We start from the raw sequence: 20,631 nt of genomic DNA, 5'->3' as shown, positions 1-20,631 counted from the left end.
TCGCTGCCGGATCACTCGGTCCCCCTCGCCAGCCGACCGGCGGCCGGGGTCGGCCCGCCGCCCTTGTAGGTGACCCGCCACAGGGCCGACTTGGAGTCCGAGGTGAAGAAGCCGCGCCCGTAGTCGAGGACGTACAGCGCGCCGTCCGGACCGAACTTCCAGTCCATGAGGTTCCTGATGCCGTCGTTGCCGACCGGCACGATCTTCTTCAGCGACTCCGAGTGCACCGGCAGACCGCCGTCGCCCTGCGTCTTCGGGTCCATGAGCACCGCGTTGCGCGGCTGGTCGGCGTCGTAGAAGTCACCGACGAACCATTTGCCGTCCCAGTAGGCGGGCCACTTGGCCGTGCTCGTGCTGTCACCGTCGTAGCGGTAGACCGGCCCGTTCATCGCGGCCTGTCCGCCGCCCTTCAGCCAGGGCAGCCGGTACGTGGCCTCCTCCGCCTTGTACGACGGGACACCGTTCGCGTCCCGCGGGTAGTCCGGCGCGCCGCCCTGCGGCGAGTACCAGATGTTGTTGCCGGTCACCGGCGGCAGATTGACCAGACCGTCGTTGTTCGGCGACTCGTTCTTCGGGTGGTCGCAGTCGTACCAGCCGAGCGGCTGGGACGGGTCGGGCAGATTGCGGTCCCGGTAGGGCTGCTTGTTGCCCATGCAGTACGGCCAGCCCCGGTTGCTCGCCTTGGTGATGGCGGCGAACGTGTCGTACTTGGCCGGCCCCCAGGTCGTCGAGGGCGCGCTCGCGTCCGGGCCGACCCAGCCCGCGTAGAGCACGTCGGTCGACTTGTCGACGAAGATACGGGCGGGGTTCCTGACGCCCATCACATAGATCTCGCCGCGTGTCTTGCCGCCGCCCTCGTCGGTCTCCTTCCCGGTGAAGAGGTTGCCCGGGGGAAGCGTGTACGTCCCGTCCGGCTCCGGGTGGATACGCAGGATCTTGCCGTTGAGGTTGTTGGTGTTGCCGGCCGTGCGGCGCGCGTCCGCGAAGGAGACGCCCTTGTAGTTGGGCTGCGGGTTGTTGCCCGAGTAACCGCCGCTGAACCCGCTGGAGTTGTTGTCACCGGTGGCGATGTACAGGTTGCCCTGGGAGTCCCAGGCCATCCCGCCGCCCGCGTGGCAGCAACTGTGGATCTGCACCGGCCACTTCAGCAGCACCTTCTCGCTGCCCAGGTCGAGCTTGTTCGTGGCCTGGTCCAGCGTGAAGCGGGAGACCCGCCGCTCGGCCATCCGCGTGTCCCGGTTGATCCGGCTGTGGGGCGTGTAGTGCAGGTACACCCACCCGTTCTGCTCGAACTTCGGGTCCAGCTCGATCCCGAGCAGCCCCTCCTCGACCTTGACCAGCTCGTCGCCGCCGCCCTTGTTGCCGAAGACGGTGAGCGCACCGGCGAGCGTGACCTGCTTGGTCTTCGGGTCGTAGACGTGGATCTCGCCCTTGCCCTTGCCGATGTCGGGGTCGTTCCAGTCGGTGACCACGGGCTGCGAGGAGTCGGCGCCGCCCCGGCCGATGTAGAACACCCGGCCGTCGGGCGCGGTGACCAGCCCGTGCGGCTCGCCGATCTGGTCGTTCTGCCCCGGCTGGTTGGGCTTGGTCAGCCGCTCGGCCGCGTAGTTGGCGTTGATGGTCGCCTTGCAGTCGGCCTGCTCCAGCCGGGTGGTCCACATCAGCGCGCCGCGCAGATGGGCCCGGAAGTCGGTCTCGTCGTACGACGACACCGTGCCGCCCATGCCGGTGTAGAAGGAGCGTCCGCCGTCGTAGTCACGGCACCAACTCACCGGATGATCCCAGCCGTTGGCGCCGGCCCCCGGCTGATAGGTCGACTCCCGGACCCGCGCCACCGTGTGGACGTCGCCCGACGGGTTCTTCACCCAGTTCAGCCACTGGTCGGGGCGCTTCCACTGCACCGGCAGGTCCTTGGTGGCCGGGTGCCGGCGGTCGCCGACCTCGACGGTCGCCCGCTGGACGGCCGCCGGGCTCGACGCGGCCGGGCGGGCCCCGACCAGTCCGGTGAACCAGTCCGAGTACGGCTCCGCGCGCGCGGCGTCGTGAATGCCGACGAACCCGCCGCCGGCCTCCATGTAGGCCTCCAGGCCCGCCTCCTGCTCGGCGTCGAGGACATCGCCCCCGCCGGTCAGGAACACGATCGCGTTGAAGCGGCCGAGTTTCGTCTCGTCAGTGAACACCGAGGCGTCGTCGGTGGCCTGCACCTTGAAACGGCGGTTCGCCGGTCCCGACAGCCCGATGTCCTCGATGGCTTCGATCCCGGCGTTCACCACCGGCGACTCCTCACCGGCCGCCGCGGAACCGTGGAAGATCAGCACCCGTACGTTCGCGCCGCCCGGCGGCGACTTGATCGACATCGTTGTCAGCGGGGGTTCCGGGTACGGGCCCGCGTGGGCGGGTCCCGACAGCAGTCCGGCGGTCACGACTCCGGCGGCCACGGAGGCCGCCCAGACATGTCTTCCCTTGCTCAACCCTCGTAAGTGCATGGGCACCTCCACGGTCACAGCGACACCGCCAAGGAAGCTAAACCCCTTTGCACGTCCCGCCAATACCTATGACCGCGATGGCACCAACTTTGTCTTGAGTGTGGATAAACGGGAGAGCGACCGGTACCGTCTCACGGGTTCATCCCAGGTACGTCTGTCGTAAAAGCCTTACCAGGGTGGGGAGTTCCGCATGGACAGACGCAGCTTCAACCGGCGGGTCCTGCTGGGGAGCGCGGCCGTCGCGACCTCGTTGTCCGTGGCGCCGGAGGCCGTCAGCGCGGACGGACCGGCCAGGACGGCACCGGCCGGGGGCGAGGTGAAGCGCATCAAGCTGTACGCCGAGAAACTCGCCGACGGACAGCTGGGCTACGGCCTGGAGAAGGGCAAGGCGACCGTCCCCGGCCCGCTCATCGAGCTCAACGAGGGCGACACGCTGCACATCGAGTTCGAGAACACCCTGGACGTGGCGGTGAGCCTGCACGTCCACGGCCTGGACTACGAGATCACCAGCGACGGCACGAAACTGAACCGGAGTCACGTCGAGCCCGGCGGCACCCGCACCTACACCTGGCGCACCCACGCCCCCGGCCGCCGCAAGGACGGCACCTGGCGGGCGGGCAGCGCGGGGTACTGGCACTACCACGACCACGTCGTCGGCACCGACCACGGCACACAGGGGCTCCAGAAGGGCCTGTTCGGCCCGGTCATCGTCCGCCGCAAGGGCGATGTCCTGCCGGACCGCACGCACACGGTCGTCTTCAACGACATGCTCATCAACAACAGGCCGCCGCACTCCGGGCCCGACTTCGAGGCCACGGTGGGTGATCGCGTCGAGTTCATCGTGATCACGCACGGCGAGTTCTACCACACGTTCCACATGCACGGTCATCGCTGGGCGGACAACCGCACCGGCATGCTGACCGGCCCCGACGACCCCAGCCAGGTCATCGACAACAAGATCACGGGCCCGGCCGACTCGTTCGGTTTCCAGGTGATCGCGGGGGAGGGGGTCGGAGCCGGCGCCTGGATGTACCACTGCCATGTGCAGAGCCACTCCGACATGGGGATGGTGGGACTGTTCCTGGTGAAGAAGCCGGACGGGACGATTCCCGGCTACGACCCGCACGAGCACGGGGGTGATCACTCCGGGCACGACCCGCAGGGGGAGCACGAACACTGACGCTCGCACGGGTGCGAGAGCGCTCTCACCACCTGTGCGACCGGGGCTATCCTGATCCGCAGCCGCAGGTGAGGAGCCCCGAAGTGACCGACACAGCGCCGCGTCCCACCCTGGAGGCCGTGGCCGCCCGGGCCGGTGTCTCGCGGGCCACCGTCTCCCGCGTGGTCAACGGCGGGGACGGGGTCAGGGACATCCTCGTCGAGCGGGTCCGCAAGGCGGTCGAGGAGCTCGGGTACGTGCCCAACCAGGCGGCCCGCTCCCTGGTGACCCGGCGGCACGACGCGATTGCGGTCGTCGTCGCCGAACCGGAGACCCGCGTGTTCGCCGACCCGTTCTTCGCACTCCAACTGCGCGGCATCAGCAAGGAACTCACGGCCCACGACAACCAGCTCGTCCTGCTGCTCACGGAGGGCCGGGACGACCACGCCCGGGTCGGCCGGTACCTCGCCGGCGGGCATGTCGACGGGGCGCTCGTCTTCTCCCTGCACCTCGACGACCCGCTGCCGGAACTGATCCAGCGGGCCGGCGTCCCGACCGTCTTCGGCGGGCGGCCCGGCTGGAGCGGAGACCGGCGCGGTGTGGTGTACGTCGACAGCGACAACCGCGGCGGCGCCCGCGACGCCGTCCGCCACCTGGCCGGCCTCGGCCGCAGCCGGATCGCGCACATCACCGGGGCCCTCGACCAGACGTCCGCCGTGGACCGGCTCGACGGCTACCGGGACGTCATGGCGGACGCCGACCCGCGGCTGATCGCCGAGGCCGACTTCACCCCCGCCGGGGGCGAGCGGGCGATGCGCGAGCTCCTCGCCCGCTGCCCGGACCTGGACGCCGTCTTCGCCGCCAACGACCTCACCGCATCCGGGGCGCTGCGCGTCCTGCGCGAGGCGGGCCGCCGCGTCCCCGACGACGTCGCCGTGATCGGCTTCGACGACATGCTGCCCGTCGCGGAACAGACCGATCCGCCCCTGACGACGGTCCGACAGGACATCGAGGAGATGGGCCGCCTGATGGCCCGCCTGCTGCTGCGGGGACTCGACCGCGGCACCCCCCGGGACGGCGTCGGCGACACGCCCTCCGGTGTCGTCCTGCCGACGACGCTGGTACGGCGGGCGTCCGCGTAGTCCCGGTCGGGTGCCTCAGGCCGCCTGCGGCTCGCTGCGGACCACCGCGAAACGCGCCCCGTACGGGTCCGTGAGCTTGGCGAGTCGGCCCACGTCCGGCAGGTCCGTGGCGGGCATGCGGACCGTGCCGCCCAGGTCCCGGGCCCGGGCGACCGTGCCGTCCGGGTCGGTGACCTCGAAGTACGGCAGCCAGTGGGCCTCCTCCTCGCCCGCGTCGGCCAGCGGGACGAGGCCGCCGAACATGGCGTCCTCGCTCTGCCCGGGCGGGGTGAGGGTGGTGTAGGTGCCGCCGGCGAAGTCCACGCCGACGGTCTCCAGGCCGAGCACGGAGTGGTAGAAGGCGGCAGCGGCCGGGACGTCCGCCGTGTACAGCTCCAGCCAGCACAGCGAGCCGGGCTCCCGGACGACGTCCAGGCCCCTGTTGCGGCCCGGCTGCCACAGGCCGAAGGACACCCCGGCCTGGTCGGCGAGGATCGCCATGCGGCCCAGGTCCTGCACGTCCATGGGCTGCATGACCACCGAACCGCGCGCCTCGCCGGCCGCCCGCGCCGTGGCGTCCGCGTCCGCGGCCTGGAAGTACACGGTCCAGGAGGACGGGCCCTGTTCCGGGGTGGTCCGCATGCCACCGGCCGTCGTCCTGCCGTCGAGCTGGAAGAGGCCGTACCCGCCGACCTCGGGCCCGCCCGGCTGGAACCGCCAGCCGAACAGGCCGCCGTAGAAGGCGGCGGCGCCGTCGATGTCGGGGGTGCCGAGATCGATCCAGTTCGGAGCGCCGGTCACATAACGGGTGGTGAGCATCGTCGGTCTCCTCGCACAGGTTCCGTCGTCCGCTCTGCCGAGTCTCGCACCGGCCACCGACACGCGCCGCCGGAGCGCCGCCGGGGCGTGACGCCGGGTTTCCGCGCGCTGCCGCGCGCCGCCGTGCGTCGGCGGGTCCGGCGGGCCACCATCGAGGTGTCCTCAGGCCCGCCCAGGCGGTGTTGATCCCGCGTTGATCGAACGTTTTTCGCCCTCGGGAACGCTGCTGGGCATGCACATCGACACCATGATCTCGCCCGAACTCGCCTGGCAGCGGGAAGCGTTGTGCGCGCAGACCGGGGCGGACTTCTTCTTCCCCGAGCCCGGCAGTTCGGTACGGGAGGCGAAGCGGATCTGCGGCCTGTGCCCGATCCGTGACGCCTGCCTGGAGTACGCGATGGACAACGACGAACGGTTCGGTGTCTGGGGCGGTCTGTCGGAGAAGGAGCGGCTGGAGCTGCGGCGTTCGTCGCGCTAGCCGCGTGCGCGTCCCCGCCGGGGAGACGGGCCAGGACGCCTGCTTTCGGGGGTACGCAACGCCGAGACCCCGGCCGCTCGTGGCGGTCGGGGCCTCGCAGTCGTGGGTCCGGGTGGGCCGGGCCGGCCGTCAGGCGCCGGTGGCGCCGGCCCGGGCCGCCATGCGGGCCTTGCGCGCGGCCAGCTTCTCGTCGAACTTCGCCGCCTCGCTGTCCAGGCCGCCCATGTACAGGCCGAGTTCCTCCTGCGCCTTGCGGCCCTCGGGGCCCAGCCCGTCGATCTCCATGATCTTCAGGAAGCGCAGCACGGGCTGGAGCACGTCGTCGTGGTGGATGCGCAGGTTGTAGACCTCGCCGATCGCCATCTGCGCGGCGGCGCGCTCGAAGCCGGGGATGCCGTGGCCGGGCATCCGGAAGTTCACGACCACGTCCCGCACGGCCTGCATGGTCAGGTCGGGGGCGAGCTCGAACGCCGACTTGAGGAGGTTGCGGTAGAAGACCATGTGCAGGTTCTCGTCGGTCGCGATGCGGGCCAGCATGCGGTCGCAGACCGGGTCGCCGGACTGGTGGCCGGTGTTGCGGTGCGAGATGCGGGTGGCCAGTTCCTGGAAGGCGACGTAGGCGATCGAGTGCAGCATCGAGTGCCTGTTGTCCGACTCGAAGCCCTCACTCATGTGGGACATGCGGAACTGCTCCAGCTTGTCCGGGTCCACCGCGCGCGAGGCGAGCAGGTAGTCCCGCATCACGATGCCGTGCCGGCCCTCCTCGGCCGTCCAGCGGTGCACCCAGGTGCCCCAGGCGCCGTCGCGGCCGAAGAGCGAGGCGATCTCGTGGTGGTAGCTGGGCAGGTTGTCCTCGGTCAGCAGGTTCACGATGAGCGCGATGCGGCCGATCTCGGTGACCTTCGACTGCTCCTTGTCCCAGGCCTCGCCGTCCTCGAAGAGGCCGGGGAAGTTGCGCGCGTCGCTCCAGGGCACGTACTCGTGCGGCATCCAGTCCTTGGCGACCTGCAGATGCCGGTTGAGTTCCTTCTCGACCACTTCCTCCAGTGCGTACAGCAGCTGAGCGTCGGTCCAGGCGCCGGCGGGGCTGCCGAGGTGGGGAGTGGTGATCGTCATGGACTCTCCAGGGGGACATGCGTACGAGCGGTAATCGGTAACCTACGGCATCGTAGGCTACGTTCCCGTAGGTTACGATGCCGTAGGTTAAGGGCGCTGTAAAGGCCGCTGATCAGCGGTGTCGCCCGACCTCGCGCCCATCGCCCCGGAGTCGCAGGTCGAGAGGCTGGGCCGGGGGTGTGTCGCCTCCTCAGGCGTACAGCCCCCGCAGTCGCACCGAGAGACACGTCACACATCCCTCGAGCTTCTCGAACTCGCTGATGTCCACGATGACCGGTTCGTACCCCAGGTCCGCGAACAGCTCCGCGGTCTTCGGCGCGCTGGCCGCCATCAGTAGTTTGTCACCGCCAAGCAGCACGACGTGCGAACCGGCCTCCTCCGGCACCGGCAGGAAGCGCGCGAACAGCGACGGCGCGTCCATCTTCGGGATGTGCCCGATGACCGTCCCGTCCGGCAGCGCCGTGACCGCCGACTTCAGGTGCAGCACCTTGGTGACCGGTACGGCGACGACCCGCGCGCCCAGCGGTTCGAACGCGGCCCGCAGCTGCTGGACGCCGGCGGCGTTGGTGCGCCCGCCCCGGCCCACGTACACGGTGTCGCCGATCTTCAGTACGTCACCGCCCTCCAGCGTGCCCGGCTCCCAGATCCAGTTCACCGAGCAGCCCAGACCGGCCACGGCCTCCTCGACCCCGGCGGTCTCGTCACGCCGGGACTCGGCGCCCGGGCGGGCGATCAGTGCCACGTTCTTGTACATCACGACCGTGTCCTCGACGAACACCGAGTCCGGGCAGTCGTCGGCCGGATCCACCTCGACGGTCTCCCAGCCGTGCGCGCGCAGGGCCGTCACGTACGCCTCCCACTGCTCGACCGCCAGGTCGGCGTCGACCCTCTCCCGCTCGATGTGCGTCACCAGCCCCTCGGCAAGACGCGGGCTGGGGCGGCGGACGAGGGCCTTCTTGCTGGGCACGAGCGTGACTCCGTATCGGATGGGACGTGTCTGGCCGGCGCCGACGGAGCCTCCGGGACCGGCCGGAACCATCGGGCGTCGGCCGACCATCATGCAGGGCGAGCCCGGAAGAGGACACCCCCGGGGGAGGCCCGGCACCTTGGCAGGCAGCAGGGGTGGGTGCCCGCCTCCGGACCCGGCGGCCGGCTCCTGCCGTGGCGCCGCAGCGGATCAGGGGCCCCGGCGGCAGCGGGCCGGGCCTCCCCTCTCGAGCCTGAGTGGGGCATCGGCCGTCTGGCCGGGTGGCCGTGGGCCGGGCCGGCTTTCCTCCTGAGCCTGAGCGGGGCGTCCGGGCGAGCGTCGATCTGAGGCCGTGGAGGGGGGTCGACCACCGCTCGACGCCTCAGCGAGGCAACCGGACGACCGCCGATCTCAGTCCCGGCTTGCCCCCGCCCTCCGCCTCGGGCTCGGGCCTGCGCCCGGCTGGGGCCTGTGCCCGGCTGGGGCCTGTGCCTGACCCGGGCCTGCGCCCGACCCGGGCCTGCGCCCGGCTGGGGTCTGCGCCCGGCTGGGGTCTGCGCTTGACCCGGGCCTGTGCCCGACCCGGGTCTGCGCCCGGCTGGGGTCTGCGCCTGACCCGGGCCCGGTGCCGCGTGCGGCCCGGTGGGAGTCTCCGCACGTCGACAGGCCGGGCTCTCGGCCCTCGGCCCACGGCCGGGCCCTCGGCCCTGGCCTCCGAGCCGCCGCTGCCCTCCGCATCTGGCTCGGACCCGCGCCCCGTTGAGGCCTGTGCCCGACCCGGGCCTGCGCCCGGCCGCTCCGCTCCTGCTCCAGGTTTGGCCCGGTGGGAGTCTCCGGGCCGGGAGCCCTCCCCCCGGGCCGGGAGCCCGGGGGCCCGGCCATCGGCCCGGCCTCCGAGCCGCCGCTGCCCTCCGCATCCGGCTCGGATCCGCGCCCGGTTCGGGCCTGCGCCCGACCGCTCCGCTGATGCCGCTCGGTGGGAGTCTCCGCACGCCGACAGTTTCGGACCCAGGCCCACGGCCGGATTCCCAGCCCTCGGCCCCCGGGCCCGGACCCCCGGCCCCCGGGCCCGGACCCCCGGCCCGGAAGCCCGGGCATAAACGCGTCAACTCACCCCTGCCTCGAGCTCACCCCACCGGCTCGGCCCCCTCCGGGGCGCTTCGCTGGGCCGGTGTCGTTGTGGTGTCTGCGTGGTCGGGTGTGTCGGGGCGGAGGCATTCGATCCGGTAGTCGCCGGTGTCGGGGTCGCGGACCACTCCGTGGGTCTCGCTGCCGAAGCCGGGGAAGCGGCGGTCGAAGGACTCCAGGGCGGTCAGATACCGCAGGAGCGGGGCGTCCGCGGTGCCGACGCTTTCGCCCGGCATGAGGACGGGGATGCCGGGCGGCGTGACCGTGACCATGGCCGCGGCGATCCTGCCGGGCGCGTCGGCCAGGCGGATCCGCTGCGTGCCGCCGCGGATCAGGCGCTGGTAGCACAGCTGGGGCGGGACGACCGGCTCCGGCAGCTCCCGGAAGGCGGTGTCGAGGAGTTCGACCAGGCGCAGCTCGCGCAGCTGGTCGTGCATCTCCTGGCACAGGCCGCGCAGCGTCAGCCCGCAGTAGCGCCGCGGGTGCTCGGCGACCAGCGCCGGCAGGACGCGGTCGAGCGGCGCGTCACCGTCGTAGAGGTCCTTGAAGTCCATCAGGGCGTCCAGCAGCGTGCCCCACTTGCCCTTGGTGATGCCCATGGAGAACAGCACGAGCGCGGTGTAGCTGTCGGTCTTCTCCACGACGATGCCCCGCGTCCCCAGATACGCGGTGAGCACCCGCGCGGGAACGCCCCAGTCGGACACCTCACCCGTGGCGCTGATCCCCGGGCAGGTCAGGGTGACCTTGATCGGGTCGAGCATGCAGTAACCGTCCGTCAGCCCCGGGAAGCCGTGCCAGTCCGCTCCGGGTTCGAGGTGCCAGCAGGAGGGCTCCGTCCGCAGCAGTTCCGCCGGAGCCTCGTCGAAGGGCAGGGGCTTCCCGCCGGCCGGGTCGGCCACCTCGGCCGGCTGCCACACGCCGAAGAACCAGGGCGGCCGGTCCCCTGCGGCCTCGATCCGCCGCCCGATGCGCACCATCTCCTGGCGGAACCGCACCGCCTCGGTCACCGCCTCGTCGACCAGCCACCGCCCCTGCGGACCGTCCATCATCGCCGTGGCCACGTCCAGCGAGGCGATCATCGGGTACAGCGGCGACGTGGTGCCGTGCATCATCAGCGCCTCGTTGAACCGCTCGTGCTCCACCGGCGCCCGGGGCGCGGGCCTGACGTGGACCATGGCGCTCTGCGACAGCGCCGCCAGCAGCTTGTGCGTGGACTGCGTCGCGAAGACCGTCGGCCGGTCGGGCCCGGGGAAGCTCTCCTCGTCCACCGACATGCCGTAACGCCCGGCGTACAGCGGGTGGAAGCGGGCGTAGGCGAACCACGCCTCGTCGAAGTGCAGCCGGGGCGTGCCGGCGGCCAAGGCCCGGGCCGCCGCCACCGCGTCGTAACACAGCCCGTCGTACGTGGAGTTGGTGAACACGGCGTACTGTGCCCGCGATGACACGGCGTCCCCCGTCAGCGGGCTCGCGGCGATCCGCGCCGCCACCGAGTCCGCCGCGATCTCGGCCGGCGGCAGCGGTCCCGCAAGGCCGTAGCCGTTGCGGGTGGGGACCAGGTACACCGGCCGGGCGCCGGAGACGACCAGGCCGTGCAGGACCGACTTGTGGCAGTTGCGGTCCACCAGGGCGATCTCGTCGCGGGTCACGCCGAAGTGGCCGACCACCCGGTTGCAGGTGGAGTCGCCGTGCAGCACGAAGTATGTGTGCTCCGAGCCGAAGACCCGCGCGGCGTTGCGCTCGGACTCCCCGATCGGCCCGGTGTGCTCGAACAGCGAGCCGAGCTCCCCGACGGAGATCGACAGGTCGCTGCGCAGCAGCCGCTCACCGAAGTAGTCGTGGAACGCCCGGCCCACGGGCGACTTCAGGAAGGCGACGCCGCCCGAGTGCGCGGGGGTGTGCCACGAGTACTCGTGCGCGTCGTCGAAGCGGCGCAGCGCCTTGAAGAACGGCGGCAGCAGGGCCTCCTGGTAGCCGCGCGCGGCGGTGCTGATCCGCCCCGCGATGAACGCCGGCGTGTCCTCCAGCGGCCACACGTAGCCCACCACCGACTGCGACACCCACAGCGGCAGATCGCGCAGCCCCTCGTCCGCCATAACGAGGAACACCGGCAGGTCCTGGAAGCGGCGCCCGATCCGGCGCAGCACCGCCGCCCCGCCCGGTTCACCGTCGGCCCCCGGCCCGGGCGGCAGATCCCAGGCGACCACGGCGGCGGCGAGCGAGGCCTCGGTTCTGAGCACCGCCTCGGCGTCCGCGACGGTCACCACCCACCGGACCTGTAAGCCGCGCCCCCGGATCGCCTCGGCGATCCTCGCCAGCTGCCCGGCGGCCGCGCCCCCGTCCTTGGGACGCTCCGCCACCGCCACCAGAACCGTGCTGTCGGTCATGCCGCCCCCTCCGGGCGGCCCCGCGCCACCCCCGCGTCCCAGTGTTCGCGGGCCCGCACGCGTGATCGGCCGACAGAGCGCCAAACCACCCCATCGGTCCACGTCCGCGGGCCGCACCTTGACGTGTCGACGCCCGCACCCCCGGCATCCCGTCGCTCACATCGGCCCGGTGACGGCCGCTGCCGCGACGGCCCGCCGCAGGTGCTCCCCGGTGAACGAACCTCGCGCCCGAAGGAGCTGTCGCGGCGTCCCCTCGAAGACGACCTCGCCGCCGTCCCGGCCGCCGTCCGGGCCGAGGTCGATCACCCAGTCGGCCCGGGCGACCACGTCCAGGTTGTGCTCCACGACGACGACCGTGTTGCCCGTGTCGACCAGCCGGTCCAGCAGGGCGACGAGTCCCTCCACGTCCGCCATGTGCAGCCCGGTCGTCGGCTCGTCGAGGACGTAGACCGCCCCCGTCCGGTGCAGCCGCGTGGCCAGCTTGATGCGCTGCCGCTCACCGCCGGAGAGCGTGGACAGGGGCTGGCCGAGCGTCAGATACGTCAGTCCGACGTCCCGCAGGGCGCGCAGCCTGCGCCCTGCGCCCGCGTCGTCGAAGAAGGCGAGGGCCTGTTCGGCCGTCATCTCCAGGACGTCGGCGATGGACCTGCCCCGCACGGTCAGCCCCAGCACCTCCTCCTTGAAGCGCCGCCCCTCGCAGTCGTGGCAGGTCGTCGTCACCGGGTCCATGAAGGCGAGGTCCGTGTAGATGATGCCCCGGCCCTCGCAGGTGCCGCAGGCGCCGCCGGAGTTGAAGCTGAACAGGCCCGCCTCGGCCCCCGTCTCGCGGGCGAAGATCTTCCGTACGGTGTCCATGATCCCCAGGTAGGTCGCCGGAGTGGACCGGCCCGAGATCCCGATCGACGACTGGTCCACGACCACGGCGTCAGGGTGCGCGGCGGTGAACTCCCCGGCCAGGGTGCTCTTCCCCGACCCCGCCACCCCGGTCACGGCCGTGAGCACACCGGCCGGGAACCGTACGGTCACGTCGCGCAGGTTGTGACGGCCGGCGCCCTTGACCCACAGCTCCCCGTCGGCCTGCCGCACCTGTTCCCTGACCGTCGTACGGCGGCGCAGACAGCGCCCGGTGAGGGTGTCGGAGACGGCCAGTTCGGCCGGTGTGCCCTCGAAGACCACGCGGCCCCCCTCGGCGCCGGCGCCCGGCCCCATGTCGACGACGTGGTCGGCCAGCGCGATGACGTCCGGGTCGTGTTCGACGACCAGCACGGTGTTGCCCTTGTCGCGCAGCCGCAGCAGCAGCTCGCCCAGGCGGCCCACGTCGCGCGGGTGCAGCCCGACACTCGGCTCGTCGAAGATGTACGTCATCCCGGTCAGGCTGGAGCCGAGGTGCCGCACCGTCTTCAGCCGCTGCCCCTCCCCGCCGCTGAGGGTCGACGTCTCCCGGTCGAGGCTGAGATAGCCGAGGCCGATCGCCTCGACGCGCTCCAGCGCGGCCACCGCCGCCCCCGCGATCGGCCCGGCCACCGGATCGTCGATCTCCTTCAGCGCGGCGATCAGATCCGTGATCTGCATCCGTGCGCAGTCGGCGATGGTCCGGCCGCCGATCCGGGTGGCGAGCGCCGCCGCGTTGAGCCGCGCTCCGTGACACACCGGGCAGGTGCCCTCCACCAGGAACTCCCGGACCAGGTCGCGGGTCTTCTGGCTCATGGCCGACAGGTCCCGCTTCAGGTACAGACGCTCGAAACGGTCGGCCAGCCCCTCGTAGTCGGTGGTCCAGGTGCCGCCGCTGCCGTTGACGGCGACCTTGCTGCCCGGCCGTCCGCGCATCAGGAACGCGCGCTCGGCGGCGGTGAACCGCCCCACCGGCTTGTCCGGGTCCAGATCGGGGCTGTTCGTGTACGCCTGGCCCTGCCAGGTGCCCGCGGCGAACGGCGGGAAGCGGACCGCCCCGTCCGCGAGGGAACGCTCCGGGTCCAGGATGCGGTCCCAGTCGGGCCGTACCGTGCGGCCGAGGCCGTCGCACTCGGGGCACATGCCCGACGGGTCGTTGAACGAGTACGCGGTCGCCGGCCCGGCGCTCGGGGTGCCGTGCCGGGAGAACATCACCCGGATCACCGAGTAGATGTCCGTCATGGTGCCGACGGTCGACCGGGAGTGGCCGCCGACCGGCCGCTGGTCGACGACGATCGCGGGGGAGAGGTCCTCCAGCGCGTCCGCGTGCGGCCGCTCGTACTTGGGCAGCCGGTTGCGGACGAACCACGGGTACGTCTCGTTCAGCTGGCGCTGCGACTCCACCGCGATCGTGTCGAAGACGACGGACGACTTCCCCGACCCCGAAACGCCGGTGAACACGGTCAGCCGGCCTTTCGGGATGCGGAGGGTGACGTCCTTGAGGTTGTTCTCGCGGGCTCCGGTCAGGGTGATGACGTCGTGCGTGAAGTCGGTCATGCCGCCGACGCTAGGCGGGAAACCCGACAGCTTCTGGCGTGATTTCCTTCAGTTCCCCGTCCTCCAGCAGCAGCCAGCGCGTGATGCCGATCGACTCCAGGAACGGCAGGTCGTGACTGGCCACGATCAGCGCCCCCTCGTACGACTCCAGGGCCGTGGTCAGCTGCCGCACGCTCGCCATGTCGAGGTTGTTGGTCGGCTCGTCCAGCATGAGCAGCTGCGGCGCGGGCTCGGCCAGCATCAGCGCGGCCAGCGCCGCCCGGAAGCGCTCGCCGCCGGACAGCGTCGCCGCCTTCTGGTCGGCCCGCGCGCCCCGGAACAGGAAGCGGGCCAGCCGCGCCCGGACCCGGTTGTTGGTGGCGCCCGGCGCGAACCGGGCCACGTTCTCGGCGACGGTCAGCTCCCCGTCGAGGACGTCGAGCCGCTGGGGCAGGAACCGCAGCGGGACATGTGCCGTCACCTCGCCCGACTCCGGGGCGAGCTCCCCGCTGATCGTGCGCAGCAGCGTCGTCTTGCCCGTGCCGTTGCGCCCGATCAGCGCGACCCGCTCGGGTCCGCGCAGGTCGAGACCGCCGTCCACACGGGCGCCGTACCGGAGTCGCAGATCCAGCAGGGTCAGGACGTTACGGCCCGGCGGCACGGCCGTGTACGGCAGGTCGACACGGATCTCGTCGTCGTCCCGTACGGCGTCCACCGCCTCGTCCAGCCGCTCCCTGGCCTCGGCGAGCTTCTCCTCGTGCATGATCCGGTGCTTGCCCGCGGACTCCTGCGCCGCGCGCTTGCGCGCCCCCATGACGATCTTCGGCTCGCGCTTCTGGTCCCACATCTTCTGCCCGTACCGCTTGCGGCGGGCCAGCTTCATCTGGGCGTCGGCCAGTTCGCGTTTCTGCTTGCGGAAGTCGGACTCGGCGACGCGCACCATGCGCTCGGCGGCCTCCTGTTCGATCGCGAGGGCCTCCTCGTAGGCGGAGTAGTTGCCGCCGTACCAGGTGACCTCGCCGGAGCGCAGATCGGCGATCTGGTCGACGAGGTCCAGCAGTTCCCGGTCGTGGCTGACGACGACCATCACGCCCGGCCAGGACTCGACGGCCGCGTACAGCCGCCGGCGGGCGTACAGGTCGAGGTTGTTGGTCGGCTCGTCCAGCAGCAGCACGTCGGGCCGGCGCAGCAGGAGCGAGGCCAGCCGCAGCAGCACCGACTCGCCGCCCGACACCTCGCCGATCGTGCGGTCCAGCTCGATGCGGCCGAGGCCGAGTTCGCCGAGGGTGGCCAGGGCGCGTTCCTCCACGTCCCAGTCGTCGCCGACGGTCTCGAAGTGCGCCTCGGAGACGTCGCCCGCCTCGATGGCGTGCAGGGCGGCCCGTTTGCCGGCGATGCCGAGCGCCTCGTCGACGCGCAGGGTGGTGTCGAGCGTGACGTTCTGCGGGAGGTACCCGACCTCGCCGGCCACGCGGACGGTGCCGTCGGCCGGGGCGAGTTCACCGGCGATCAGTTTCAACAGGGTGGACTTCCCCGATCCGTTGACGCCGACCAGGCCGGTCCGGCCCGGCCCGAAGGCCACGTCGAGGCCCTCGAAGACGGGGGTGCCGTCGGGCCAGGCGAAGGCGAGGGACGTGACGGTGATGGAAGTAGGCATGCGGGCCTCTTTCGCGGTTGCTTGATGCGGTCAGGGGCAAACGCGTATCGAGACACCTGCGACCAGGGAGGAGGGCTCCAGGGGGCAGAGAAAAAGCCCTGCACCGGAGGACGGCTCGAACGCCGAGGTCGCACGCAGCGCACACACCAGGGGTGGGTGACGCGGTGTCTCAGGACCTCAGACGAGCAACGTCCTTCTCCAATCGGCGGCAACAGGACGCTGAACAACGTACGAGGGGGCGTCGGACCTGTCAACGAATTAACGTGAGACCCGATCTCCCGCCCCGAGGAGGCCCCGTGCCCGACGGCCCGCTCTCGCTGCCGGCCCGGCTCTGCCTGCTGGCCTGGGCCCCCGCGCCGCCGGCGGGCACCGCCACCGCCCACCTGTCCGGCCCGGTACGGGCCGGTGCCCTCACCGAACTGGCCCGGCACGGCCTGCTCGTCGACCAGGACGGCATCGCCACGCCGGTCGACCTGGACTCCCGCACGGGTGACGCGGTCCTCGACGGGCTGCTGGAACTCGTCCGCGAGTCGTGCCCGCACCGCTGGCGCACCTGGGTGACGCTGTACTCGCGGGTGACCCTCGACGCGGTGCGGGAGCAGCTGCTGGCCGAGGGGTATCTGCGCGTGGAGAAGAAGCGGGTCCTCGGGGTGTTCCCGTCCGCGGAGTACGCGCTGGAGCGCGTCGCCGCCGTGGAGGCACTGCGGGAGGAGACGCGTCAGATCCTGCGGGGGCCGCGGCCGGTCGCCGGGGTCTGCGAGCGGGACGCGGCGGTCGCGATGCTGGCCGCCTCGGCGGAACTCCTCCCCGGAGAGGACGCCGGCGCCCACGAGGAGCGCGTGCGGGAGCTGGCGGAGCGTGCGGTGGCGTCGGCGCCCGGGCTCGGGGAGATCGTCGACGAGATCCGCACGGCCCTGGCCACGACGGCGACGGCTCTGCCCTGAGCCACGTCCACGCCGGATTCCTCCCCGGGGCCGTCGACCCCGGGATCACTCGGCGCGCGTCAGCTCAGCACGCGTCCCGCATCAGCTCCGCCAGGTCGTGGTCCAGATCCAGCTGGAGGTGCTCCAGGCCGACCGGCACCAGCTCGCTCGTGGCCTCCAGGAAGCGGCGCACCTCCCCGGAACGGACGTGCACGACGGCCGTGCCCTCGGGGGCGTGGAACTCCAGCACCGTGCGGTCGTACCCGTACGGCCGCACCCGCACGTCGCCGTAGCCCTCGGCGTTCCTCAGGCCCGCGGCGAGCAGCTCGCGGGAGAAGGTCCAGCAGACCTCGACGCCCTCCAGGGTGGCCGGGGCCGGGAAGGTCATGCGGACGGCGAACGGATCACGTCGGTCGTAGTGGAGCGTCGCGGGAATGCTCGGCATACGCGGCGCGGCGGCGACGAGGCGGGCCTCCACGGGCTGCTCGATGACGATGGACAACGCCTTGCTCCCTTGTGACGGCTGGACGGGACACTTCCGGGCGGATGAGGCCGGGCATGGGAAGAGACGACGGAATCAGCCAATCCGTGCACACGAAGTGCGAGTGACCTCTGTCACCGCGTTCATGCACGGGAGTGACGTGGCTCTCCTCGCGTGCCGCGCAGGGCACTTGTGGCGCCCATCGGCGCATCCGGAGCGCGGCGAGGCCATCTGGACGGTGCCCTGGGGGTGGGCTAGCTTCGCCGGCCATGAGGCGCTTGGGGAGCACGCGACGGACGGGACACACATGGAGCGGGGCGACCGGGGTGGTGGCGGGCGCGGCGTCGCTGCTCGCGCTCGCGGCCCTGACCGCCGTACCGGCGCAGGCGCACGAGCCGGAGCGCGGGGCGGTGCGCTGGGAACTCAAGGACACCGGCCCCCCGGACGTACGGTTTCGCGGTCTGGCCGCCGTCAGCCGGCACACCGCCTGGCTCGCGGGCACCGGCGGTACCGTCCTGAGCACCACCGACGGCGGCACCACCTGGCGGAACGTCTCGCCCCCGGGCGCGGCGGAGTTGCAGTTCCGGGACGTCGAGGCGTTCGACGCGCGCCGGGCCGTGGTCCTGGCCATCGGCGAGGGCGAGGCGTCCCGTGTGTACCGCACCGATGACGGCGGGGCGACCTGGACGGAGTCCTTCCGCAACACCGACCCGAAGGCCTTCTACGACTGCCTCACCTTCTTCGACCGCCGCCACGGCCTCGCGATGAGCGACCCGGTGGACGGGAAGTTCCGCATCCTGTCGACCCACGACGGCGGCCGGTCGTGGAAGGTGCTGCCGAGCGAGGGCATGCCGGCCGCGCAGGAGGGCGAGGCCGGATTCGCCGCGAGCGGCCAGTGTCTGGTCCGCTCCGGCCCGAAGGACGTCTGGCTCGCCACCGGCGGGGCCGCGCACGCGCGCGTGCTGCACTCCGCCGACCGGGGACGCACCTGGACGGCCACCACCGCGCCCCTCCCGGCGGGCGACCCGGCCCGCGGCGTCTTCGCGCTGGCCTTCCGAGACCGAACCCACGGCCTCGCCGTCGGCGGCGACTTCACCCCCGGCCGGCCCTCACCGGACGCCGCCGCGCACACCGGCGACGGCGGCCGCACCTGGCGCCCTGCCGCCACGCCCCCGCCGGCCTACCGCTCCGGCGTCGCCTGGCTCCCGCACAGCCGCACCGCCGCCCTGGCCGTCGGCCCCACCGGCACCGACCTCACCACGGACGCCGGCCGCACCTGGCGCACGGTCGACACCGGCTCCTACGACACCGTCGACTGCACCCCTGGCCAAGGGTGCTGGGCCGCCGGCGAGAAGGGGCGGGTTGCCCGCCTGGAGCATTGAACGCGCGGTATGCCCTGATTGTTGGCAGTGTGGGTACTCGTTCACTGAAGGCGACAGGAAGGGAGCGGTCATGCCACGCGGTTCGAGCTCCAAGCGGGAGCGCCAGTACGAGCACATCAAGAAGAGCGCGCAGGACCGGGGCGAGAGCACCGGCCGCGCCAAGGAGATCGCCTCGCGGACGGTCAACAAGGAACGCGCCCGCTCCGGCGAGTCGAAGACGGCCAGCCGCACCTCGACGAAGGACATGTCGTCCGGCAGGCGCGGCGGCCAGCGGTCGGGCCAGGGCTCCCAGGGCCCCACCTACGACCAGCTGTACCAGGAGGCCAAGCGCCGTGGCGTCGAGGGCCGTTCCAACATGAACAAAAGCCAGCTCCAGCGCGCGCTGGGCAAGTAGTCCGCAGCGCCCAGCGAGGCCGGCGGGACTCCCGGGTCCCGCCGGCCTTCGCGCTGCGCACAGGCCCGGCAGCCGAAAGGATCAGCAGCCCATAGGCTCAGGGCATCATGACGACGACCGTACGCATCCCCGAGGACTGGCCCGTCACCGAGGAACAGGCCCGCGCCGTCCAGGACGGCCTGCGCGAGCGAGTGATCCTCGACGAGGCCGGGCCGCCGCCCGGAACGGGCCGTGTGACGGGGGTCGACGTCGCCTACGACGACGAGCGCGATGTCGTCGCGGCCGCAGCGGTCGTCCTGGACGCCTCCAGTCTCGACGTCGTCGCCGAGGCCACGGCGGTGGGCCGGGTCTCCTTCCCCTACGTGCCCGGACTGCTCGCCTTCCGCGAGATCCCCACGGTCCTCGCCGCCCTCGACGCCCTGCCGTGCCCGCCCGGCCTGGTCGTCTGCGACGGCTACGGCCTCGCCCACCCCCGTCGCTTCGGCCTCGCCAGCCATCTCGGCGTCCTGACCGGCCTGCCCACGATCGGCGTCGCCAAGAACCCGTTCACCTTCACCTACGACGCCCCGGACACCCGGCGCGGCGCCGCGTCCGCGCTGCTCGCCGGCTCCGAGGAGGTCGGCCGCGCCCTGCGCACCCGCGACGGTGTGAAGCCGGTCTTCGTCTCGGTCGGCCACCGCGTGACCCTGGCCAACGCCTGCGCCCACACCCTCGCGCTCACCCCCGGGTACCGCCTCCCGGAGACCACGCGCAGGGCGGACGCGCTGTGCCGGAGGGCGCTGCGGGAAACCTAGTCCGCCTGATCGGCCACGCTCCAGCGGCCCACCTCGCGGTACTCCGAGTCGTAGATGACCGACCCGTCCCCGGGCCGGAGCGCGTAGTGGCGCAGATTGCCGCCCCAGTACCTGAGGATCCGGCCCAGTTCGGCCGCCGGGTCCTCGGCCAACGCCGCGTTGTCCATGGTGACTTCGAGAAGGAACTTCATGCCTTCAATGGTTTCATTGAACTCCTTCTTGGCACTTTTTCGAGCTGTCCCCAGGAGCGGAAGGCGGAGAGTCTCAAACCGGCGGGGAGGGGCCTGTGCGGGGCGGGGCTCGGATCTGAGTACCGGCTCTGAGTACCTGTACGGATGCCCGGCCCTCACCCCCGTCGGCAGGCTGGGGCGCATGACAACGCACCGCGCCCCGAAGCCTGTTGCCGGCCCGACCCAGACCGTCGAGCGGGCCGTCACGATAGGACTGATCCTCGCCGTGCTGGCGGGGCTCGGCTGGATCGCCGGGATGATCTACACCATCGCCGAGTGGCCGCTGTAGGACCGGGCCCGCGCTACGCCACTGCCCCGAGCCGGGGAGGAGGCCGACGGCGTGGGCCATGCTGCCGGAGGGCAAGTACGACGACGTCGCCGACATCTACTGGCAGCTCCACCCGGCCCGCAAGATCAAGGGGGGCCTCGCCCCGGCCCTGCACGGCGGCGCGTTCATCAACCGCCGGGCATGGAAGTTCCAGGACTGGCTCCAGCGCATCCACGACGCCCGGATGAACGCCCTGCGCAAGGGCCCCATCGACGCGGGTCTCGAACCGAGCATGGACCCGTTCCGCGCGTTCTTCACCGGCCGGAACGCGGCCTGAGCCGCCGGGTGCGGTCCCCGGTGCTCCGGGCTGCCGAGGCAGTGGCGCCGCCGGGCGGCTCACCCACGAAGGTGTCCTGC

Annotated in this window: 18 protein-coding genes; 9 read left to right on the top strand and 9 right to left on the bottom strand. The window is 72.0% G+C overall.

The annotated features are described in order from the left end of the window. Positions 1 to 11 precede the first annotated feature (11 nt). Positions 12 to 2,486 carry a ThuA domain-containing protein gene (locus tag ACFZDA_RS13645; RefSeq protein WP_391079569.1) on the bottom strand — a complete coding sequence of 825 codons (2,475 nt, stop codon included), beginning with the start codon at positions 2,484 to 2,486 and terminating at the stop codon, positions 12 to 14. Positions 2,487 to 2,676: 190 nt separating this feature from the next. Here ACFZDA_RS13645 and ACFZDA_RS13640 point away from each other — a divergent pair, with 190 nt between their 5' ends. Next, positions 2,677 to 3,666 (top strand): multicopper oxidase domain-containing protein, encoded by a 990-nt coding sequence (locus ACFZDA_RS13640; RefSeq protein WP_391079566.1) that lies wholly within the window; start codon positions 2,677 to 2,679, stop codon positions 3,664 to 3,666. Between the two features lie 83 nt (positions 3,667 to 3,749). Further along, positions 3,750 to 4,787, top strand: coding sequence for a substrate-binding domain-containing protein (locus tag ACFZDA_RS13635; RefSeq protein ID WP_391079563.1), 1,038 nt, complete (start codon positions 3,750 to 3,752; stop codon positions 4,785 to 4,787). A gap of 15 nt (positions 4,788 to 4,802) precedes the next feature. Here ACFZDA_RS13635 and ACFZDA_RS13630 read toward each other — a convergent pair whose 3' ends face one another. Then, the gene (locus ACFZDA_RS13630; RefSeq protein WP_391079560.1) at positions 4,803 to 5,585 is read right to left on the bottom strand and encodes a VOC family protein; all 783 of its coding nucleotides are present in this window, start codon (positions 5,583 to 5,585) and stop codon (positions 4,803 to 4,805) included. Positions 5,586 to 5,817: 232 nt separating this feature from the next. Between ACFZDA_RS13630 and ACFZDA_RS13625 the strand changes: the two genes are divergently transcribed. Continuing rightward, positions 5,818 to 6,063 carry a WhiB family transcriptional regulator gene (locus tag ACFZDA_RS13625; protein WP_391079557.1) on the top strand — a complete coding sequence of 82 codons (246 nt, stop codon included), beginning with the start codon at positions 5,818 to 5,820 and terminating at the stop codon, positions 6,061 to 6,063. A 129-nt stretch (positions 6,064 to 6,192) separates the two neighbouring features. Here ACFZDA_RS13625 and ACFZDA_RS13620 read toward each other — a convergent pair whose 3' ends face one another. From ACFZDA_RS13620 to ACFZDA_RS13600, 5 genes are all read right to left on the bottom strand, one after another. Beyond that, on the bottom strand, positions 6,193 to 7,179 hold the full coding sequence (locus ACFZDA_RS13620; protein WP_391079554.1) for an acyl-ACP desaturase: 987 nt from the start codon (positions 7,177 to 7,179) through the stop codon (positions 6,193 to 6,195). 190 nt (positions 7,180 to 7,369) lie between these two features. Further along, positions 7,370 to 8,146 (bottom strand): dimethylargininase, encoded by a 777-nt coding sequence (ddaH, locus tag ACFZDA_RS13615; RefSeq protein WP_391079551.1) that lies wholly within the window; start codon positions 8,144 to 8,146, stop codon positions 7,370 to 7,372. Positions 8,147 to 9,273: 1,127 nt separating this feature from the next. Beyond that, positions 9,274 to 11,658: an Orn/Lys/Arg decarboxylase N-terminal domain-containing protein gene (locus ACFZDA_RS13610; RefSeq protein ID WP_391079549.1), complete on the bottom strand. Its 2,385-nt coding sequence runs from the start codon at positions 11,656 to 11,658 to the stop codon at positions 9,274 to 9,276. Between the two features lie 156 nt (positions 11,659 to 11,814). After that, positions 11,815 to 14,106: an ATP-binding cassette domain-containing protein gene (locus ACFZDA_RS13605; protein WP_391079546.1), complete on the bottom strand. Its 2,292-nt coding sequence runs from the start codon at positions 14,104 to 14,106 to the stop codon at positions 11,815 to 11,817. A 10-nt stretch (positions 14,107 to 14,116) separates the two neighbouring features. Further along, positions 14,117 to 15,742, bottom strand: a complete 1,626-nt coding sequence (locus tag ACFZDA_RS13600; RefSeq protein ID WP_391079544.1) for an ATP-binding cassette domain-containing protein — start codon at positions 15,740 to 15,742, stop codon at positions 14,117 to 14,119. Positions 15,743 to 16,038: 296 nt separating this feature from the next. Between ACFZDA_RS13600 and ACFZDA_RS13595 the strand changes: the two genes are divergently transcribed. After that, on the top strand, positions 16,039 to 16,686 hold the full coding sequence (locus ACFZDA_RS13595; RefSeq protein ID WP_391079542.1) for a GPP34 family phosphoprotein: 648 nt from the start codon (positions 16,039 to 16,041) through the stop codon (positions 16,684 to 16,686). Positions 16,687 to 16,750: 64 nt separating this feature from the next. Here the strand turns inward: ACFZDA_RS13595 and ACFZDA_RS13590 are convergent, their stop codons facing one another. Beyond that, on the bottom strand, positions 16,751 to 17,167 hold the full coding sequence (locus ACFZDA_RS13590; RefSeq protein ID WP_391079538.1) for an SsgA family sporulation/cell division regulator: 417 nt from the start codon (positions 17,165 to 17,167) through the stop codon (positions 16,751 to 16,753). A gap of 248 nt (positions 17,168 to 17,415) precedes the next feature. On the opposite strand from ACFZDA_RS13590, the gene ACFZDA_RS13585 reads away from it, so the two are divergent. From ACFZDA_RS13585 to ACFZDA_RS13575, 3 genes are all read left to right on the top strand, one after another. After that, the gene (locus ACFZDA_RS13585; protein ID WP_391079536.1) at positions 17,416 to 18,528 is read left to right on the top strand and encodes a WD40/YVTN/BNR-like repeat-containing protein; all 1,113 of its coding nucleotides are present in this window, start codon (positions 17,416 to 17,418) and stop codon (positions 18,526 to 18,528) included. 70 nt (positions 18,529 to 18,598) lie between these two features. Beyond that, a complete protein-coding gene (locus ACFZDA_RS13580; protein WP_391079533.1) occupies positions 18,599 to 18,922 on the top strand; it encodes a plasmid stabilization protein in 324 nt (107 codons plus the stop codon). A gap of 107 nt (positions 18,923 to 19,029) precedes the next feature. Then, a complete protein-coding gene (locus ACFZDA_RS13575; RefSeq protein WP_391079531.1) occupies positions 19,030 to 19,716 on the top strand; it encodes an endonuclease V in 687 nt (228 codons plus the stop codon). Here the strand turns inward: ACFZDA_RS13575 and ACFZDA_RS13570 are convergent. Further along, positions 19,713 to 19,907, bottom strand: a complete 195-nt coding sequence (locus ACFZDA_RS13570; protein ID WP_391079529.1) for a hypothetical protein — start codon at positions 19,905 to 19,907, stop codon at positions 19,713 to 19,715. The genes ACFZDA_RS13575 and ACFZDA_RS13570 overlap by 4 nt on opposite strands. 181 nt (positions 19,908 to 20,088) lie before the next feature. On the opposite strand from ACFZDA_RS13570, the gene mmpA reads away from it, so the two are divergent. Both mmpA and ACFZDA_RS13560 read left to right on the top strand, forming a co-directional pair. Beyond that, positions 20,089 to 20,235 carry a morphogenic membrane protein MmpA gene (gene mmpA, locus ACFZDA_RS13565; protein ID WP_010042861.1) on the top strand — a complete coding sequence of 49 codons (147 nt, stop codon included), beginning with the start codon at positions 20,089 to 20,091 and terminating at the stop codon, positions 20,233 to 20,235. Positions 20,236 to 20,293: 58 nt separating this feature from the next. Continuing rightward, complete coding sequence (locus ACFZDA_RS13560; RefSeq protein ID WP_391079526.1) at positions 20,294 to 20,551, top strand: hypothetical protein; 258 nt, start codon at positions 20,294 to 20,296, stop codon at positions 20,549 to 20,551. Positions 20,552 to 20,631 lie beyond the last annotated feature (80 nt).

Origin of the sequence: Streptomyces sp. NPDC007991, from assembly GCF_042958445.1 — a bacterium.
Taxonomy (GTDB): Bacteria; Actinomycetota; Actinomycetes; order Streptomycetales; family Streptomycetaceae; genus Streptomyces.
The sequence above is the reverse complement of the archived record's forward strand: the minus strand, read 5'-3'. Positions and strand labels throughout refer to the sequence as shown.

Coding starts and splice junctions, on each gene's coding strand:
- ACFZDA_RS13575 (WP_391079531.1), top strand. CDS start 19,030: ATGACGACGACCGTACGCATCCCCGAGGACTGGCCCGTCACCGAGGAA.
- mmpA (WP_010042861.1), top strand. CDS start 20,089: ATGACAACGCACCGCGCCCCGAAGCCTGTTGCCGGCCCGACCCAGACC.
- ACFZDA_RS13580 (WP_391079533.1), top strand. CDS start 18,599: ATGCCACGCGGTTCGAGCTCCAAGCGGGAGCGCCAGTACGAGCACATC.
- ACFZDA_RS13620 (WP_391079554.1), bottom strand. CDS start 7,179: ATGACGATCACCACTCCCCACCTCGGCAGCCCCGCCGGCGCCTGGACC.
- ACFZDA_RS13645 (WP_391079569.1), bottom strand. CDS start 2,486: ATGCACTTACGAGGGTTGAGCAAGGGAAGACATGTCTGGGCGGCCTCC.
- ACFZDA_RS13605 (WP_391079546.1), bottom strand. CDS start 14,106: ATGACCGACTTCACGCACGACGTCATCACCCTGACCGGAGCCCGCGAG.
- ACFZDA_RS13610 (WP_391079549.1), bottom strand. CDS start 11,658: ATGACCGACAGCACGGTTCTGGTGGCGGTGGCGGAGCGTCCCAAGGAC.
- ACFZDA_RS13585 (WP_391079536.1), top strand. CDS start 17,416: ATGAGGCGCTTGGGGAGCACGCGACGGACGGGACACACATGGAGCGGG.
- ACFZDA_RS13600 (WP_391079544.1), bottom strand. CDS start 15,742: ATGCCTACTTCCATCACCGTCACGTCCCTCGCCTTCGCCTGGCCCGAC.
- ACFZDA_RS13570 (WP_391079529.1), bottom strand. CDS start 19,907: ATGAAGTTCCTTCTCGAAGTCACCATGGACAACGCGGCGTTGGCCGAG.
- ACFZDA_RS13630 (WP_391079560.1), bottom strand. CDS start 5,585: ATGCTCACCACCCGTTATGTGACCGGCGCTCCGAACTGGATCGATCTC.
- ACFZDA_RS13625 (WP_391079557.1), top strand. CDS start 5,818: ATGCACATCGACACCATGATCTCGCCCGAACTCGCCTGGCAGCGGGAA.
- ACFZDA_RS13560 (WP_391079526.1), top strand. CDS start 20,294: ATGCTGCCGGAGGGCAAGTACGACGACGTCGCCGACATCTACTGGCAG.
- ACFZDA_RS13640 (WP_391079566.1), top strand. CDS start 2,677: ATGGACAGACGCAGCTTCAACCGGCGGGTCCTGCTGGGGAGCGCGGCC.